Source organism: Schnuerera sp. xch1 (genome assembly GCF_019931165.1).
GTDB lineage: Bacteria > Bacillota > Clostridia > Tissierellales > Tepidimicrobiaceae > JAIOUP01.
On the sequence record NZ_JAIOUP010000009.1, the window covers coordinates 1 to 18,634 of the forward strand.

At 32.4% G+C, this 18,634-nt stretch carries 8 protein-coding genes; 7 read left to right on the plus strand and 1 reads right to left on the minus strand.

Annotation, left to right across the window (positions count from 1 at the left end; all coding sequences use genetic code 11):
• Positions 1 to 579: LTA synthase family protein (locus tag K8M07_RS07580; RefSeq protein WP_223377391.1), on the plus strand; the 579-nt coding region annotated here is incomplete at its 5' end.
• A gap of 275 nt (positions 580 to 854) precedes the next feature.
• On the opposite strand, the gene K8M07_RS07585 is transcribed toward K8M07_RS07580, so the two are convergent.
• On the minus strand, positions 855 to 2,024 hold the full coding sequence (locus tag K8M07_RS07585; RefSeq protein ID WP_223377392.1) for a hypothetical protein: 1,170 nt from the start codon (positions 2,022 to 2,024) through the stop codon (positions 855 to 857).
• Positions 2,025 to 2,123: 99 nt separating this feature from the next.
• Between K8M07_RS07585 and K8M07_RS07590 the strand changes: the two genes are divergently transcribed.
• From K8M07_RS07590 to K8M07_RS07615, 6 genes are all read left to right on the plus strand, one after another.
• Positions 2,124 to 8,387, plus strand: coding sequence for an IPT/TIG domain-containing protein (locus tag K8M07_RS07590; RefSeq protein ID WP_223377394.1), 6,264 nt, complete (start codon positions 2,124 to 2,126; stop codon positions 8,385 to 8,387).
• Between the two features lie 20 nt (positions 8,388 to 8,407).
• Complete coding sequence (locus K8M07_RS07595; RefSeq protein ID WP_223377396.1) at positions 8,408 to 10,156, plus strand: hypothetical protein; 1,749 nt, start codon at positions 8,408 to 8,410, stop codon at positions 10,154 to 10,156.
• A 75-nt stretch (positions 10,157 to 10,231) separates the two neighbouring features.
• On the plus strand, positions 10,232 to 11,707 hold the full coding sequence (locus K8M07_RS07600; RefSeq protein ID WP_223377397.1) for an S-layer homology domain-containing protein: 1,476 nt from the start codon (positions 10,232 to 10,234) through the stop codon (positions 11,705 to 11,707).
• Positions 11,708 to 11,721: 14 nt separating this feature from the next.
• Entirely contained in the window at positions 11,722 to 14,682 is a 2,961-nt protein-coding gene (locus K8M07_RS07605; RefSeq protein ID WP_223377399.1) for an FG-GAP repeat domain-containing protein, read from the plus strand.
• A complete protein-coding gene (locus tag K8M07_RS07610) occupies positions 14,679 to 15,806 on the plus strand; it encodes a S41 family peptidase (RefSeq protein WP_223377401.1) in 1,128 nt (375 codons plus the stop codon). The genes K8M07_RS07605 and K8M07_RS07610 overlap by 4 nt, the downstream gene beginning before the upstream one ends.
• Positions 15,807 to 16,117: 311 nt before the next feature.
• Positions 16,118 to 18,538: an Ig-like domain-containing protein gene (locus K8M07_RS07615; RefSeq protein WP_223377403.1), complete on the plus strand. Its 2,421-nt coding sequence runs from the start codon at positions 16,118 to 16,120 to the stop codon at positions 18,536 to 18,538.
• The last annotated feature ends 96 nt before the right edge of the window (positions 18,539 to 18,634 follow it).

Below are 18,634 nucleotides of genomic sequence, written 5' to 3' on the forward strand. Positions count from 1 at the left end.
CTTCAATCCATACACTATGCAGACAAGGCATTAGGACAATTTATAGAGGACTTGAAGAAAGAAGGCTATTACGACAATTCAGTAATAGCTTTGTATGGAGACCATTTTGCTATAAGCAGTTTAGACAAGGATCAACAACAATTGATGACAGACTATTTAGGATATGAATATGATTTAGATGATATGATGAATATTCCATTGATAATTCATATGCCTAATTCGGAAGCCAATGAAACCATAACAACGGTAGGTAGCCAACTGGATTTCATGCCTACAATATTAAATATAATGGGTTATGAAAATGAAAAGGGAATAATGTTCGGAAAAGACCTATTAAACTATCAAGGGGAAAACTTTGTAGCCCAACAGACATATGCTCTTAAGGGTTCAGTAATAACTGATGAAATATTTTTGGAAATGTCAAGAGATGGAATGTTTGAAAACAGCCGAGTATACAATATGAAAACTAAGAAATTATTGAATGTAAATGACTACAAATATATCTATGAGAAAGCAATAGAAGAGATAAACAAATCGAATTTTATATTGAAAACTGATTTTTTAAAGAAGTTAAAGTAAAGTAAATTGAATACCTAAGGTTACTAAAAAGTCACGACATATTATAAAGAACGACTCGCCGATTCAAGATTTGTGAAGTATCACGACACAGAAAAAAATAGGTTTGTGAACTCGCTATCGCTCAAACAGCACAAACCTACCGATTTTTTTCTTTAGTCGGATACTTCAATCAAATTTTTCATATGTCGGTCTTATCTTTATAATATGTCTTAAACATTATTAAATGTATACTTTTCAGCAATTTTAAACCATTTCAATTCACTTTTATTTGAAGATTAGAATGTGATGGGAGTCATGTTTTCGTCAACAATTTCCACAGTTACATCCATGTCCCAAATATCCTCAATGTAGTCAATGGCATCTTTGACTTCATTGTTCAATCTATTCTCTCCAGTATCTCCTGCTTCAATCCATTCATCATCTGTTATGGAAAAGTCTGTTTGTACCACTAATTTTAACTCATCTTTGTCTGTTTCATATATATTGTATTCCAATTCAAAATCGTATCGTCTATATGAGAAGTCTCCATATAATCTATCAAGATAGTTTTCAGTTTCTGTAAGTAAATCTACTGATCTTATTATATTATCTTCAATATTGAATTCTATAGTATCATTATCATCATAATAAATTACTCCATCTATTGATACGTTAGGGTTTACTCTTCTTATTTCATAATTTAACTTTCGTAAATATCCAATTTTTTTGTATATACTTTTATTGAAGAAATTCTTAGAATCTACCTCTATATATAAATCTACATTATATCCACTTTGATCAGCTTCGTATTTAAATTCATAATTGCTGTATTTATCCAATTCCTTATTAAACATATCAGCTAAATAATCTGCATCAATTCTATAATCTCTTCTTAACTTACTTCTGGAAAAATCAAAGTCCAGGTCATTATCTTCAGTTGTGAATGTTACATAATTTCTATTAGAGGAACTGGAATTCTTACTATAATATGGATTCTCAATCTCACCTCTTATTGATACATCTTCATTATATAAGATCAATATTGCAGAATATACATTCCATATATAATCCTCAACATCTTTTCTATGTAGTCTATACCATTTATATGTTTTATTCCTTGGAAAGCTAAATGTTAAATTGAGCCTATTGCCAAAGGATTTTTTTATATCTATATCTACAGTCAAATCATCTATTTCATCCAAATATCTATCTAAATGACTTTCAAGGGACGATATATTACCAATATTCTTATAGGGGATTTTTAATTTTTTATACAGTTCTTTTCGTTTTTCAAGATTTTCTATTTGAATGTTTAATAGATAATCTCTACTATTTCTAAATGAAATCAATTTGTCAATTTCTCCGTAATGATCATCACTTATTAAAATTCCATTAGCATCTATAGTTATTCTATTGTTTTTCAAATCCAAGGTAGGGTTTATATATAAATACTGTGCTATATCCATTGTATAACTTTTAGATAAATTGGGGAAAAGTTTTAAAGATTTATGTACATTCTGTCGATAAATATAGTTAAAGGCTAATGGACGAATACGAGGTGATGAATGTTGGGAAGAAGAATTAGATTTAGAAGAATAACTTCATACATATTGTTGTTCTGCATATTGTTGAGTGAGATGATATTTAATATACCTGTAAGCTATAGCGAAGATGTAGCAGAACCTGCAGCCAAAGTGACAATAACTAATACTTATACAAATTTCAATCGAACTAAGAAAATGATTACCATAGAAGACCCTGGGATAGAACTATATGTTAATAAAGGATTACAATTGCAATTAGAAGATGATAATTGGCACACACCAGATAATCTAAAAGTAGTAGGACAAACTATAGTACAGTCTGATTTAAACCCTCGATGGGTAATTCAAAATGCCATAGTAGAAGGGCAAATATCAGAAGGAGAACCACCTCAATATCGAGATGTATCTACTAAGTATTCTGGTATAAATGAAGCTGGAGTGCCAGAGATTATGAATGTAGCTACACCTTTAGTAGAACAAGGTGGGGAAATTATATTAAACATGAGTGGAAGCTTAGATGGATTTAGCAATTATGAAATAACTGTAGGAGGAATACCAGTACAAGCTGAAGTCCAGGGTACTAATCAAATAAGACTTAAACCAGATGAGGATAAAGAATTTTCAGGAGGGATTAATGATATAGTAGTAAAAGCCGATGTTGATAATGAGAAATTTGATCTACAAACTTCTTATGTATATAAAGATGCAGTCACAATAACTGGAGACTTAAATATAAGCGGTGTAACTATGTTCCCTACCATGGGTGAGCCTGGTTCTAGAGTAGAATTTACAATGGATGAATTTCCAAGTAGCGAATATGATATCTACTTTATAAAAGATAGAAATGTTCCAGAATTTACTGAAGAAAATATGGCAAAGAATTTTTTCATGAGTAGGAATTCTAATGATGATGACATAATTACTGTAGAGGTACCTGATCTAAGTTCAGGACCATATTATGTAATCTTTACAAATGCTCAATCACAAGATCCAGATATAGGTGTTTGTAGTTCATATGAATTACCTCAACAATACCAAGTAGTGACTATCTCTCAAAAACCCAGAATAGAAAGTATTCAACCAAGCAGTGCACCAGCTAGTACTTCTACAGAGGTAAGAATCAATGGAAATTATTTTGTAAATCACAATGTTCCAGGATTTGAGCCGGAAGAAGGTTTAATAGATGAAGACATAATAGTAACTTCAAATCAAGTTGTAATAGATTATGGTGAGGGAACATTAGAATTGAAAGATGAAGCAGGTAATCCTATTACACATGATGTAAAAGTAACAAGAGAGATTGAAGTCGATATAGGCGATGTATTAAAATTTAAAGAAGATGGATTTCTTTATAACTTAGAAAATGAAAACGACCCAAATACATTCATAGTCAGTACTAAAACTTTTGATGTAGATGAAACTCAAATTGAAGATGTAGTCGTAAGAGTTACCACAAGGATTGAAGGAATTAATAATAGCGAATTTAATGCAAATATGCTAAAGGAAGCAGTAGTAAAAAATGGATTTACATATTATCCATCAACAGAGATACCAGAGGTAGATAGTGTAGTACCGAATATAGTTCCTGTAGAAGATATAGGAAATGAATATTATATAGACAGTAGCATAGATAGATTAATGCTAACAATAGAAGGAAGCAATTTTTTAGTAACCAGATATGAAGATGGAGAAGAAGAAAAGATTAATTATCCTGAGATAACTTTAGGAGGTACAGTTATAAATCCAAATGCTGAAGAAGGTGATGGGAAATACAAACCTCTAAAGTATGAAGTTCTTAATAATGGACAAATAGTAGATGGAACTACAGGTAATGAGATAGGAAACAGAATAATAATAGAGTTGATAACGGGAGAAGATGGTTTTCCAATTACAAATAAAGAAAGCAGAATTCTATCTGTTAGGAATCCTCTTAGGTTGAGTAAAGAGTATTCAAACTCTAATTATCATTTTGAAGATTTGGTTAAATTCATAGAAATAGACCGAAATGATTTTCCAATTATAGATAATGTTAGACCAAGTTTAGTATCTATAGATGGAGGAGAAGAAGTAACTATTACTGGTTCTAATCTTAGACCTGGAGCTAGAGTATATATAGACAATAATCTAGTAACAAATATACATATATCAGGAGATATGAAACAGATTACCTTCAATGCACCTCCGGGAACAAGAGTTGGAGAGACTTTGTTGCAGGTAATTAATCCAGAAGGAGGTATAGCTAGTCATGTATTTACCTATACTGAAACCTATACTGAACCAGAATTAAGCTTTATAAATCCTAAAGAAGGTACTACTAATACTTTAGTAACAGTAAAAGGGGAAAACTTTCTAGCACCAGACCCAACAGTAGTAATCAATGATATAGAACAAGTAGACGAACATTTAATTTATAGGCTAATAGGGACAAGGGTATTCATGGATGGTTATGACATAAATCAGTATAACAGAGGAGAACAAAACAGAATAGAATTAAAAAACTACGGAAAAGGACCTATATTTAAGTATAGTAACGCAACAAAAGTGATACTAGGAGACGGATATGACAGTGTCATACTATATGATGAAACAAACAATAAATTTTATGTCATAAGAAAAGATGTACGGGATAATTTCTCTATAGAAGCTGGAGAGGGAATTAGCTACGATATATCTTATAATCCAGAAAATGATAAGTTTTATGCAGATAACCATGAAATAACAATAAATGACAATGGAGAAATTGGATTTGATAATTTAACCTTACAAGCTTACACTCCATTTAAAATAGATGAAAATGAAAATATTGTAGGTAATAGGGTACAATTTGTGGACTCTAACACATTAACATTTAAAGTACCAAACTTAAATTTATCTCCTTGGACAGGAGAAGGGGTTTATGATGTATCTATTGTAAACCCAGATACAAAGTCTGAAACTATAGAAGATGGCTTCTATTTCTTTGCATCTTCAAGTACTAGACCAGTTATAGAGGATATAGTACCAGATAGTGGACCAGATGTTGGAGGAAATATAATCCGTATTTTAGGGCCAGAGGCAAACTCAGATGAAAGAATAGGATTTATGGATACAGGAGAAGACAAAACTAAAGTATTCATAGGTGGACAAGAAGTTCCAACAGAAGATGTAAATGTTTTACCTGGTGGTAGAATAATGGAAGTAAAAGTGCCTCCTACTATAGAGGATATTAAAGGAAAAGGAACTGATAGGATTACAGTACCTATAGTATTAGTAAATCCTGATGGAGGAACATATAGTGTATCCTATGAAAATCCAGTAGAAGTAGAGGATAGAATTATTAGAGGATATACATACCTAGTTCCGACTAGTAATCCTAAGATTACAAGTATATTACCTACAGAAGGTTCAGCAGCAGGAGGATATATACTAGAGATATTTGGTTCTGACTTTAGAGATTTCGAGCCATTTATAGATTTGGATGGAGATGGAGAATATGATGAAGAAAATGAAGAATTTGATGATATAGATGGTGATGGAGAATATGATGATAAAGCACCAGATACTAGAGAACAATCAAAATATAATCCAGAATATGAATATTTAACATCTATTTTACTTCCAAAAGTATATATTGGATACAAAGAAGCTGAAATAGTAAACCATGGAACAGGATATCTACAGGTAGTAGTGCCTCCAAATGAAGCAGGAACAGTAGACCTATATGTTGTAAACAATGATTCTGGAATATCCAACAAAGTTAGGTACACATACAATGCATCAAATCCAACTATAAACAATATAGTACCAAGTGTAGGAGATATAAGTGGTGGAACTAAAATTGGTATTTATGGTTCCAATTTAGAAAATAATACTATTACATTAGTAGAAGCTAATGATACAGGTGAAATAGTTAAGAAAACTGAGCATATGCCTCTTATAAGATTTGGAAGTAATACTAATCAAAATTTGCCAAGGGAACATGAAAACAGTGGAGTCCTACGTTCTAATAGAGCAAGTGTTGACCTAGAGGGAAGTATAGAAATACAATATAATACAATTAACAGAAGATTAATTGCTACACTTGAAGACGATGATATAAAATATACATTTACCTATGAAGGATATGATGGTGAAGAAATATTTATAAACACTAAGGATTTCAAACATGGTGATGAAAATTATGTTTATGAGCAGTTAATAAGAATAGTAGTAGATACTAATAGATTAATTGCATCAGCAAATTTTGCACCTGTATCTGAGTACAAAAACAATACACAAATAACAGCTATTACTCCAGTGTACTTCAGAGCAGGATTGACACCAGTATTTGTAATAAACCCAGACAATGGACAAGCTGAGTGGGAATTTGAATTTAAACATCCAGACAGCAATCCAAAGATTACTAATATTACGAAAAACGGTGGAGATAAACCTATATTGGAATATAGAGAAGAGATAGATGGAGAGGTAGAAGTATTAAAAGTAGATTATCAAGGTGGAAATATAGTAACTATTCATGGGACGGACTTTAGGGAAGGTGCAATAATAAAAATAGAGGATTTATTGACAATAACAGAAAAAGATATAGAATACAATCTCCCAAATCAATTGACATTTGTTATGCCACCAGTTCCAGAAGGAGAAGCGGAGTCTCTTAAGAAGGTAGTAGTGGAAAATACAGATGGAGGAACTGCAGATTCAACAACTAATACACCACCAATATATATAGAGTTTATAATAGGAGGCTCAAATCCTGAAGTATATACTATAGAACCAACAGAAGGTTTAGCAACTGGAGGTACTAAGGTTAAGATTATAGGAAATGATTTTAGAAAGGAAATGGAAGAGTTTCCAAATGGAGAGTTAAAAGTTTACTTTGGAGATGTGAAAGTTGAAGATATTGATTATATAGACTACAGAACTATAGAAGTAACAGCACCTAAATCCGATAGATTAGGTCCAGTTCAAATAAGAATAGAGAATCCAGATGGATCTATCACTAGGGACGAGATTTACTTTACTTATATATCCAAGCCAAAAATAAAAACCGTATCTCCAAACAAGATATTCACCAATGATATAGAAACAGAAGTGACATTAACAGGAGATATGTTCATGCAAGGAGCCAAGGTAATAGTAGGTGGAAGGATAGTAGATATAAATGATATAGAAGATGATATGAATATAAAAGGTGAAGGAATTCTAGAAGTAGATGAAGAAGGAAACAACAGACAAGTGGCAGTAGTAGGAGGTATGGAAGCAGCTTCAGTAACAGTAGAAGATGATAATGTTATAAAGGTGAGATTTAATAAAGCTACGGATTTGGAGAACAATGATTTAATAATCATAAATCTAGATGGAGGTATATCCGACCCCTATGATGACTTTGATTATGAAATACCGGTACCTAATAAACCACTGGTACTTGAAGGAATACCAGGGTACGAATCCACAGTGCAATTGATATGGTCTAAATCCGATGATGATGTATTGAACAAAGCTACAAGATACGAAATATATGGAAGACTATCAAAGGATAAGGATTATACATTCATAGGAGATACCACTGAAGCAGAATTTTTGGTAAAGGGATTAGAACCAAATACTGAATATAGGTTTATGGTACGAGCATTAAATGAATACGGTTCAGCCTTAGAATTTGCTACAGTTAAAGTAAAGACATTAACCATACGTGAAGATGATAAGTTAAAAGAAAAAGAACAAAAGTTGGATGAAGAACAGGAAAAAATAGAAAGAGAAGGCAAAGAGGAAATTATAAGTGGCAGGGTAATACAAACGATAGGTTCTAAAACCATAAGAAAAGGAGTAGTGGATTTTAGATTATCACAATATAAGAATTACGATAAACTTACCGTATCTGTGCCAATAGAATATGCAAGGGAAAGCAACAAATTGGTAATAAGAGATGGTACCATGACAACAATGATAAACGTAAAGGACCTATATACATTGGAAGTAAGTAAAAACGATACAGGTGATCAAGATGCATATATAAATATTCACATTGATAGATTGAATGAGTATCACATACCAAGAGGTAAGAAATTAGCATCAAAAGCATATAATATTTCATTTGATTATCAACATAAAAAGGAAACAATGGAAATCAATAATCTAGTAAGACCAGCAAGGTTAACATTAGAACAGGACAAGTTAAGCTATCCAAACACAGTAAACACAAGACTATATAAATTCAATGAACCAACAGGACAGTATACGCGAATAGATTCAGATTGGACTGATGTAAAAACTTCAGGTAAGTATATATTATTAGCGGATAGATAAAATACAAAGGAGCAAAGACTATGAAAAAGAGACTATTAGTTGCGATTACAACTTTATCCCTTCTGATTACCATAATATCAACAGTATGCTTTGGGGCATCCACAACCCGAAGCATACTTAAAGGATCTATTGAGGATATAAACTATAATGACGAAACCATCACAATATTGGATTATGATGGAAAGACACACACTATAGACATTCTTCCATCAACAAGAATCGAAGTAGAAGAAGTACAACAAGCCATCTATGATCTATATTTTGGACAAGAAGTGGATGTGATTTTGGAAGGAGATGAAGCTAAAAAGGTAATAGCCTATCCAGAGGAGGATCCGGGAAGAAATGGATACATAATGCCAGGAAGCAGATTTAGAACAGGAAGGATATTGTTTTTAACAGAAGACACCATTGAGATAAAGGGCAAGGATGATAGGGAAAAATATAGAATAACTCCATATACCACTATCTATAAAAACGGTGGAATAATAAACATAAATCAAGTAAAAGAAGGAGATAAGGTAGTGTTAACCTTCGATGATATATATAGATCAGAGGTAAGCACCATTAGAGTTCAAGACCAAGAAGAACATATAACAGGAGTATTGAGGGGGAAGATATACTCAGTAGATGAAAGAAAAGAACAACTACATTTGATGTCCCCTTATACATATAAAGAAGGACGGGGATGGATACCCTATGGAAACCATGTAGTTGAACTCAAAGTCGAAGATAATAATCTATATAATGGTGGAGAAGAAATTGACTTAAAGGATTTAAATAAATTTAGAAATAAAGAAATCTATGTAGCATTCGATTCGAGCTATGGCAAATTAAGTGTAGCAAAACTCCAAGTAAAAAACGGAGCATCGAGGATGTATCAATCTCCAATAGAAAATATAGAATATGGTACGGGCAAGATGATAGTAGATAAAAACCTAATTCACTTTAATCCTGGGACAATAGTCATTGAGGATGACCGTCTAGTAGATGTGTTAAATATCAATAGATATAAAGATGTATTTGTAAATACGGACATAGTAAAAGGAAGCCCTATTGCCAACTTGGTAGCAATAGAAGGCACATCCATGTTAGAAGATAGATTGGATGGAACCAAGATATCAATATATAGAGGTAAGATTGAGGACATATTCGAATATGAAGTGGAAATAGGAAAGATTAACTATAGACTGGATTATCAAAAATTGACAGAAGATAATAAATGGGTAGAACAAGATGACTCCCAAAGATTTGGACTTACAGATGATACATTGATATATGATAGTGAATTAAATGAGCGGATTCCAGCCAATTATTTCATAAAATCAAGATTCATCGACTTAAATGATATTGAAGATGAGGAATTAAGAGATAGGGTAGAGGACAATTTTTACAAGAATAAGGCTGCATACTTTGTAGTAAGAGAATCTGACTTTGGCAAGGAATTATTAGCAATGAATATAACACCTCATATAAATAAATATAGATACAGAATCAAAATGGATTATTCAGTCATAGGAGAGATAAGGGAAATAGATTATGACGAAAACAATATTACATTTACAGAAGTTAAAAATTATAACACATTGAACGATAGATGGGAGAATGGATCCGATGAAACAATAGAATTGGATCAAGCAGTGATACTATTAAACGATTTACCAATACCACAAGATAAGCTATATACCATAAGACCAGGAACCAAGGCTTATATAATAAAGAATAAACAGTCTTCACATGATACTGGCTATGTAATATTGCTTGAAAATTAAAAAACGAGGTTATTCACTACGTTGAAATGATAGCTCATGTTAAAATGTTACCAAAAATAAAGGAGGAGGTATTACATGAAAAAAATCACACTATTATTAATACTCATATTACTATTAACATCTGCACCTTCCATAGCCATAAATATTCCTGGATACGAAGGAGGTATTCAAAATGAGAATACCTACAAGGAAGTAATATTTATAACAGGTAAACCTATAGTAATGGAAGGCACCTTGGATATAAAGGTAAAGGAAAGAGACAATACAATAACGGAAACCTATAGATATGAATTAGCAAATCTACTAGAGGAAGCTGAATTGGATAGAACAATTAAGGTTACAGCTACGTTGACTCCAAATGGTAACCAGATTACCTCCACCAGAACTTTGGACAGTTTCAAAGAAACTATAGATATAGGGGATACTCGATATCAGTCAAAAGATGAGGATTATCAATGGAATCAAAGTACAGTAACTCATCAAAGGCCAATTCTAGGCTACTTTGCTGGAGATGTATTAGCTAGAAAGACCTATACAATAGATAGGGAGGAGACTAATACAGTAACAGTAGAAACCAGGGGAAAATCAGTAGGGTATGAAAGTCCTTGGTCATCCACTGAAACTCAAACCATAGATTATGTAATTCAATATGAAGATAGATTAAATACAGAAGATAATTGGCAAGGCGTAGCTACTGTAGAAACGTCATACAACATGACAAAGGATTATTCATACGAAGAAAATGTTCCAATTCAGACCAGTTTCAGAGGAGGACAAAATATAGTAGAAAGACATGAGAATGTTTTAAAGTATTCCTATGATCTACCTAGATTAGATGGTAATGCTGTACTAATTGGAAGAAATATAGGACAGGATTCGTTTTCAATGAATACAGTTCCTGTACCAGAAAGATTATCCATACCTGCATCTAAGGATATAATAGGTCATCAATGGGAAGAGGAACTATTCCTATTGGCCAGTATGGATGCTCTACCTATTGACAGTACATATATAGGACCCAATACCCCTATGAGCAGAGGGGATTTTGCTCGGGCTATTGTGCAATCTATGGATATACCTATAGAAAAACAGGAAGAAGAACAATCATCGAGAAGAAGGCGAAGAAGAGAAGAAGAACCTGAACCACCAATATTTAAAGATGTGGATAGAGACCATAGAAATTTTGACTATATTGAGATCGCAGCTAAAAAGGGAATTATGGAAGGCATAGATAAAGGTTACTTTTATCCAAATGAATCCATAACTAGAGCAGAAGCCTATACAACATTGATGAGATTATTGGGCTTGGAAAACTTAGCTCCCATAAACAAAAACTATACAACAGGTTACAAGGACGATGTATCTATACCTAATTGGGCAAAGGACTATGTATATGTGGCAAAGGAGTTGGGAATGACAGAAGAAGGGGATTACTTCTACCCTAACAGATTGATTACAAAGGGAGAAGTATCAAAGCTTATAGTGGATTTAATCAATTACATGCAGAAAGATCTGAGATCAGACTATAGAGAAAACCTATTAAATAACTAGGAGGAATACGATAGATGAAAAGATTTATATCAGTATTGACTGTACTCATTTTTCTAATATCTGGAATCTCATATGCAGCACCAACACAAGAAAATCAACAGGTAACAACTTTAATAGTATATGATAAAGACACATCAAGTTTTTTGGATATATATCAAAACTATAAACAATCTCTATTAACTAATCTGTCTACAGAGCCTATTTCTTTGGATAATTTGGATAAAATGGATCTATCTGAATGGAATATAATCTATTTAGACAAGTCAGTAATAGGAAAGGGAAAATTCAACAACTTTAAACAAGAAATAATGGACTTTGTAAGAGATGGAGGCTTTCTATTTTTAGAAGATGAATTCTATAATCAATTTCCTCTAGAATTCTTAGGCGCAAAAAGCTTTAAGGAATTAGAAGAATTTCCTAAAGAGTTGAAATTTCCTGAAGTAAGGAAAAATCTATCTGGAATTCAAACCGCATTAAGACTATTTCATGAGGATTTAGTTAAATACTATGACGACAACACTTTAGATAATTTAAATAAAGGTCATGGATTTATACCATCTACTTCAATCCCTCTAGCCCATAGTGGGGATTTAGTACTTTATGGGTTAAATCAAATAGGTAAAGGATATGTATTCTATTCAAATAGTATGCTTCCTAATGATGATTATATAACAGGATTTGATATGACTAAAAAGCAGGAAGATCAAGAATATTTTAGCTTTACATTTGCTACAGGAAACTATCTATTTAGAAATGAGTTTCCAGCTTTTGTGTCCAAAGAATTATATGGATTTGCTGCTAAAAAGGTATTAGGGCCATATGGTAGACCAGCTATGGCATGGCAAAATCACTTTGAGGTATCATCAGCAATAGAAAATGGTACGATGGAAAAATGGATAGAGATACTGAAGGAATATCAGCAAATACCTTCGTTTTCATTAGCCAGGTCTCTTTATGAATGGGGAACGTGGAAGGAAAGCATAGTACTCCATACCAATATAGGAACCAATGAAGATCCTAAATTTATAGGAGAAGAGGAAAATTCTCATTATTCATCGGGAAGGCACCTCATAACAGAAAATAATGAATATGTATCATTAAAACAATATGAAGAATATAAAAGTCTAGGAGGTAAATTAAAACTTCCCTATAGGGCATATCCATCAGTAGGTGATTTAGATGGAGATAATATACTTGACATAGTATCTGGCAGTCAAGATGGATATTTATATCTATTCTTAGGCAAAGACGAAGGCATTATGTATCAGGATAAGGTTAAACTGAAGGATCAAACCGGAAATCCGATAAATGTAGGCAAATATTCTACACCGGTATTATATGATATAAATAAAAATGGGACTTTGAATATAATTGTAGGAAATTCTAAAGGGAAGATATTTTTATATTTAAACCAAGGCAATTTAACCTTTAAGATGAATAAAGTGTTATTGGAAGATGAAAGTTTAAAGAATGCTACTCCAACCATAGGAGATTTAGATGGAGACAGTACTCCAGATTTAGTAGTTGGAAATGCTGCAGGAGAAATTTATTTTTATAGAGGGAAATGGATTGATAATGTATTGACCTTTAATAAAGATGGAATAGCCTTAAAGAACGGAAAGGATAAGAATATAAATGTGGGAACCTACGCAGCTCCTACTCTATGTAACATAGATGGAAATAAACAAAATAAATTGTTAGTTGGAAATTCAACTGGGTATATAAAGAAATATGAAATTAAATTTCCAAATTTAATAGATAATGGATATGTGGAAGGGAATACATACAATCAACATGGAGATAAAAAGCTATGGGGAGGATATTATTCCGTACCGGCCTTTGCAGATTTGAATGGAGATGGGAATACAGATTTATTAGTGGGACAAGCAGAGTTTGGAATGCCTACCCCTATAGATTCACCATTATTTCCATATGAAAAGGAATTAAAAGAATCCATAGCTTATGTAAATAAAAATAATATAGACATATATCCTCATGTATATTTCAATAAATATAAATCTTCCTATCAGGAGGAGAAGGAATTAGAACTTCAAAAAAAGGCTTTTGAATACTATAGTATTTCCTGGATGAATGTAGGCACAAATCAGCATACCTGGGACGTGAACAATATTTCAAACACTCAGTCCTTTTATAATCAGATGAAGGCAGGGATAAAGTGGAATTTAGGATTTAGGGCAAGTATCAAGGCTGGAGAACCTAGCCTTTCAAGAGATTATATATGGACAATCCCCTTTAAATTGGGATGTAAATGGGATACTAAGGATTTCATATTATTTTCACCATCATCTCATGTACCTACATTTAAAGAAGTTTACAATAGCTATACTACATTGGATTTACCCATAACCCATTTCTATCATATAGAATATGCGGCAAATGAGGAAGATGGTTTAAATAATTTAAGGTACAAAGCTCAAGTCTTAGACTATATAAGAGATAGAGAAGATTATAATTTTATGACAGAACCACAGATGTTTGACATATTTGAATCAGTAATGAATAGTAATATAGAGGTAATTAAAAATGTGGATGTAGATAAATTTTCATTTAATATTTCATCCGATAAGGATATAGCAGGAATTAAATTTGAAGTAGGAGAAAAGTTTAAAGGTAGTAAATTTGCAGTAGATGCAGACATCTTCTTAAGAGATGGTGAGGATATATATGTAGGACTTAATAGGGATGTAAGTATATATCTGTCCCAAGAGGAGGATAGTTCTCATATAGTAAGAGTGAATGGACCAGTAGAAATAGTACATCAAGAGGATGTAACTCTAATTGAGTTAAAAGGGAAAGGTTTACAACAGATAAAATTATATGCTCCAAAGGGATTAGAAGTCTTAAATAAGGACTTTGCTATAGAAAACTCTGGACACTACTACACCCTAACAAGATACGGAGAACCAACTACAGCCATTCTGAGCAAAGTGAAATTACAAGGAGGTTTACAATGACAAATAGAAACCATAAGAACTTCAAAGGAGCACTTATTTCATTATTAATAGCAGTTTTAATATCAATCCCAGTTCCAACATCTGCATCAGAAAATACTGAAACACCACCTATGGATATGTACTATCTGGAAGAACTGATGAAGGTAATACAGACTAATTATGTCTATGATATTACTGAAGAAGAATTGATAGAAGGTGCAGTAAAAGGATTATTTTATAGCATTGACCCTAATAGTAGTTATTATACTAAAGAGGAATTTCAACAGTTGATGGAAAGTACTGCAGGGGATTTTGTAGGCATAGGAATATATATTACAGAGGTAGACGGCAATATAGAGGTAGATCCTATAGAAGATAGCCCAGCCTATGATGAGGGGCTGAAGTCAGGAGATATAATCCTTGAAGTAGATGAAAAAGATGTAGAAGGCCTTTCAATTGAGGAAGTGTCAGACCTCATAAAAGGAGAAGAGGGAACTAAAGTAAAGCTAAAAATTCAAAGAGGTTCAAAGAATTTGATCTATAACATAACGAGAAAACTAGTACAGGTGAATCCAATAGACTATAGTGTACTTGATAATGGTATAGGATATATAGGAATAAGTGAATTCAACCAGCACACTTATGAAAATTTGGAAAAGGTATTAGATGAATTTGATGATAAAGATGTTAAAGATATAATCATGGATTTAAGGAATAACCCTGGAGGACTTCTGATGGAAGCAGTAAGGTCTTTGAAACTGTTTATACCAGAGGGTCCCATAGTTCACATAAGGTATAAAGATGATATAGAGCAGACCTATTATTCTACCTTAAAAAGGCCCAAATATAATTTAGTGGTTTTAATGAATGAATACTCAGCTTCCGCATCAGAAATATTTGCAGGGGCAGTCCAAGACACAAGTTCAGGTACTATTATAGGGGTTCCCTCTTATGGAAAGGGAACAGTACAAATAATGATGCCTTTACCTTATGGAGATGGAATGAAATTGACTATAGCAGAATATTTAACACCAAAGAGAAGAAATATAAATGATAAAGGAATAATACCAGATATAAAGGTTATTAATAATAGTAGGACAAAGGATATACAATTACAAAAAGCAGTAGATTTATTGACAAAATGATATGATATTCATTCAGGCATATTGATGTCATTCTGAAGGGCATGAAGGATTTTGCCTTTTAACTTTCAATAGTCTGTAATGTTCTTGTAATATAATTGTAATAGTATTCCAGCAAGATTTGTAGTATAATTGTTAATATAATGGAGAAATTATCCATCTCCGTTATATTACAAATAGGTTACAATAGCAGTTAACTTATTGACCCAACAATTGGTTAATGCTATAATACTTTATAGATTGCAAATAACACATACATATTTGCATTTATAAAGGCAAGAAATTTAATAAAATTTAAAGGAGGTCTTTGAAAAATGAAGAGAAAACTATCACTATTATTAGCAGTGGTAATGATCCTAGGAAGTTTCTCCTTCGTACTTGCTGAGGAAGCAGAAGAAGAACCAGCAATAGAGGAAGTAGCTGGAGAATTTCTAATGGACGAAGGTGTCATTGAAGGAATCAATGGCGAACTAAAGTTAGATGATAACTTTAGAAGACAAGATATGGTTGTGATGATCAGTAGACTTATGGGGGCAGAAGATGAAGCAGAAGAGTTCCCAACAGATGAGTTAACATTTACTGATTTCAGTGACCCATATTACAGACCAATCATAGCATGGGCAGTAGCTAACGAACTAATCGAAGGTCATACAGACGAAAGATTTGGTTTCAATGAAGATGTAACTGCTCAAGATTATGCAACAGTTCTATTAAGAGCATTAGGTTATGGCGAAGACGTAGCTGATGATGAAGGCTATGATGGAGCTCTAGAACTAGCTAAAGAACTAGGACTATTAGGTGACTATGAATTTGATAACGATTCAATAATCACTAGAGGTCAAATGTTTGTATTAACAGTAAACACTCTTGGAACAACTATGAAGGATTCAGAAGAAACTTTAGCTGAAAACCTAGGCGTTGAAATGCCAGAACCAGACGAACTAAAAGTAGAAAAAGTATATGCTGACAACTTAAAAGAAGTTGAAGTAGCATTATCAAGTGCTGATTTAGCAAGTGGCAATTTAGAAAATGAAGCTAACTACAGAATTCCTGGAAACTCAGTAGAAAATGCTGAATTAGTTGATGATGTTATTAGATTAACAGTAAAAGATAAATTAGATGATGGAGAAAAAGAAGAATTAATAATTAGAGGATTAGACAAAGAGCTTAACGGAAGATATGACTTTTATGTTAAAGATAACACTGCACCATATGTAGTAGAAGTTGAAGCTCTAGGAGAATATGGTATTAAAGTAATTACAAATGAGCCAATTGAAGAAGCACATGCAAGAGATTTCTTACTAGATGGTAAAAAGGTAACTATGGAAGTTGAAAAATATGGTAGAGATATTATTTTAACACCATATGGTAACAGAACATTTGATTTAGGTGAAGCAGTATTAACAGTAGGAAGTTTAGAAGACTACGCTGGATTCAAATCATCAAGTGAAGACTTTGATATTGATATCGTAGAAGATGATGAGGCGCCAGTAGTATTGGGTGCAGAAGCAAGTGAGAAGGTAGTGACTGTAGAGTTTGATAAAGACGTTTATATCGAATCACTTGATGAAGATAATGCTTTATATGAAGTAGGAAGAAGTGAAGTTGAAGCAACTGGTTATAAAAAAGTAGATAGTAACAAAGTAGAATATAAATTTAACAGAGACTTTTCTAGAAGAGATACATTGGTGATTCGAGATGTAGAAAACCACTCTGGAGTAGCTATGCCAGCAACTGAAGTAGATGTAGTAGAAGTTGATGACGACTTAGAGCCAGAAGTAATTGACTATGATATATATTATGATGATGAGGTTGAGGGTGACTATGACTATAACGCTAAAGTTGTATTAACCTTTGATGAATATATAGATGAAGATAGTGAAGGTGAATATACTTTATGGCTAGAAGAAGTTGATGAAGATAAAGTAGATCAAGATGTAAAATTCGATATAAATAAAGATAAAGTAACTATCTACCTAACAGATCTAAAAGTTGATGAAGACTACGTTCTAGAAGTAGAAGACTTTGAAGACGAAGATGGAAATGAAATGTATGTTTACTATGTAGACTTTACAACACCAGGATCAGTTGGAGATTTTAAAGTACTTGATGTATCTCATGACGATGAAGAAATAGAAATAAAATTAAATGAATCAGTAGATTTAGATGTTGCAGAAGAACTTTCTAACTATATATTTACATTAGCATATGGTGGAACAAAAAATTTAAGAGATATAGAAGGCGAAGTATACGTTGAAAACGATGGAAAGACTATAGTATTAGAAGTTCCAGACTTAGAAGATAAAGTAGAAAATGGAGAATACAAAACATTAATAATATCTTCAATATTGAGAGATGAAGATGGTAACAAATTAGCAAAAGATGTAGTGTATGATTTTGATGAAGGTAAAACTAATGTTGAAGAAGAAGCGGAAAAAGTAGTATCAGATGCAAAGGATAAAGTTGAAAATTCAACAACTGACGGTGCTTTAGAAGTAAAAATATCAGAAGAAGATGTAGATAAAGAAGATGCTGTTAAGACTGCGGTTGAAGATAAAGTAAAAGATATAGTTGATGATTCTTCAGTAGTAGTAAAAGTAAGTGATGTGGAGCCTGTTGAGGGTGAAGATGACAAATATACAGCAACAGTAACATTAACTCATAAAGATTATAAAAATGTAACTGAAGAAATTAACCTAACTGTAAAAGTAGTTGTAGAATCAGAAGACAAATAATAAACATCAACATCCAACAAACTTACTAATCTATAGTAAGTAACAAAGAAAACCAAGAGAATCGATCTTAAATGATTGATTCTCTTTTTTCATGTC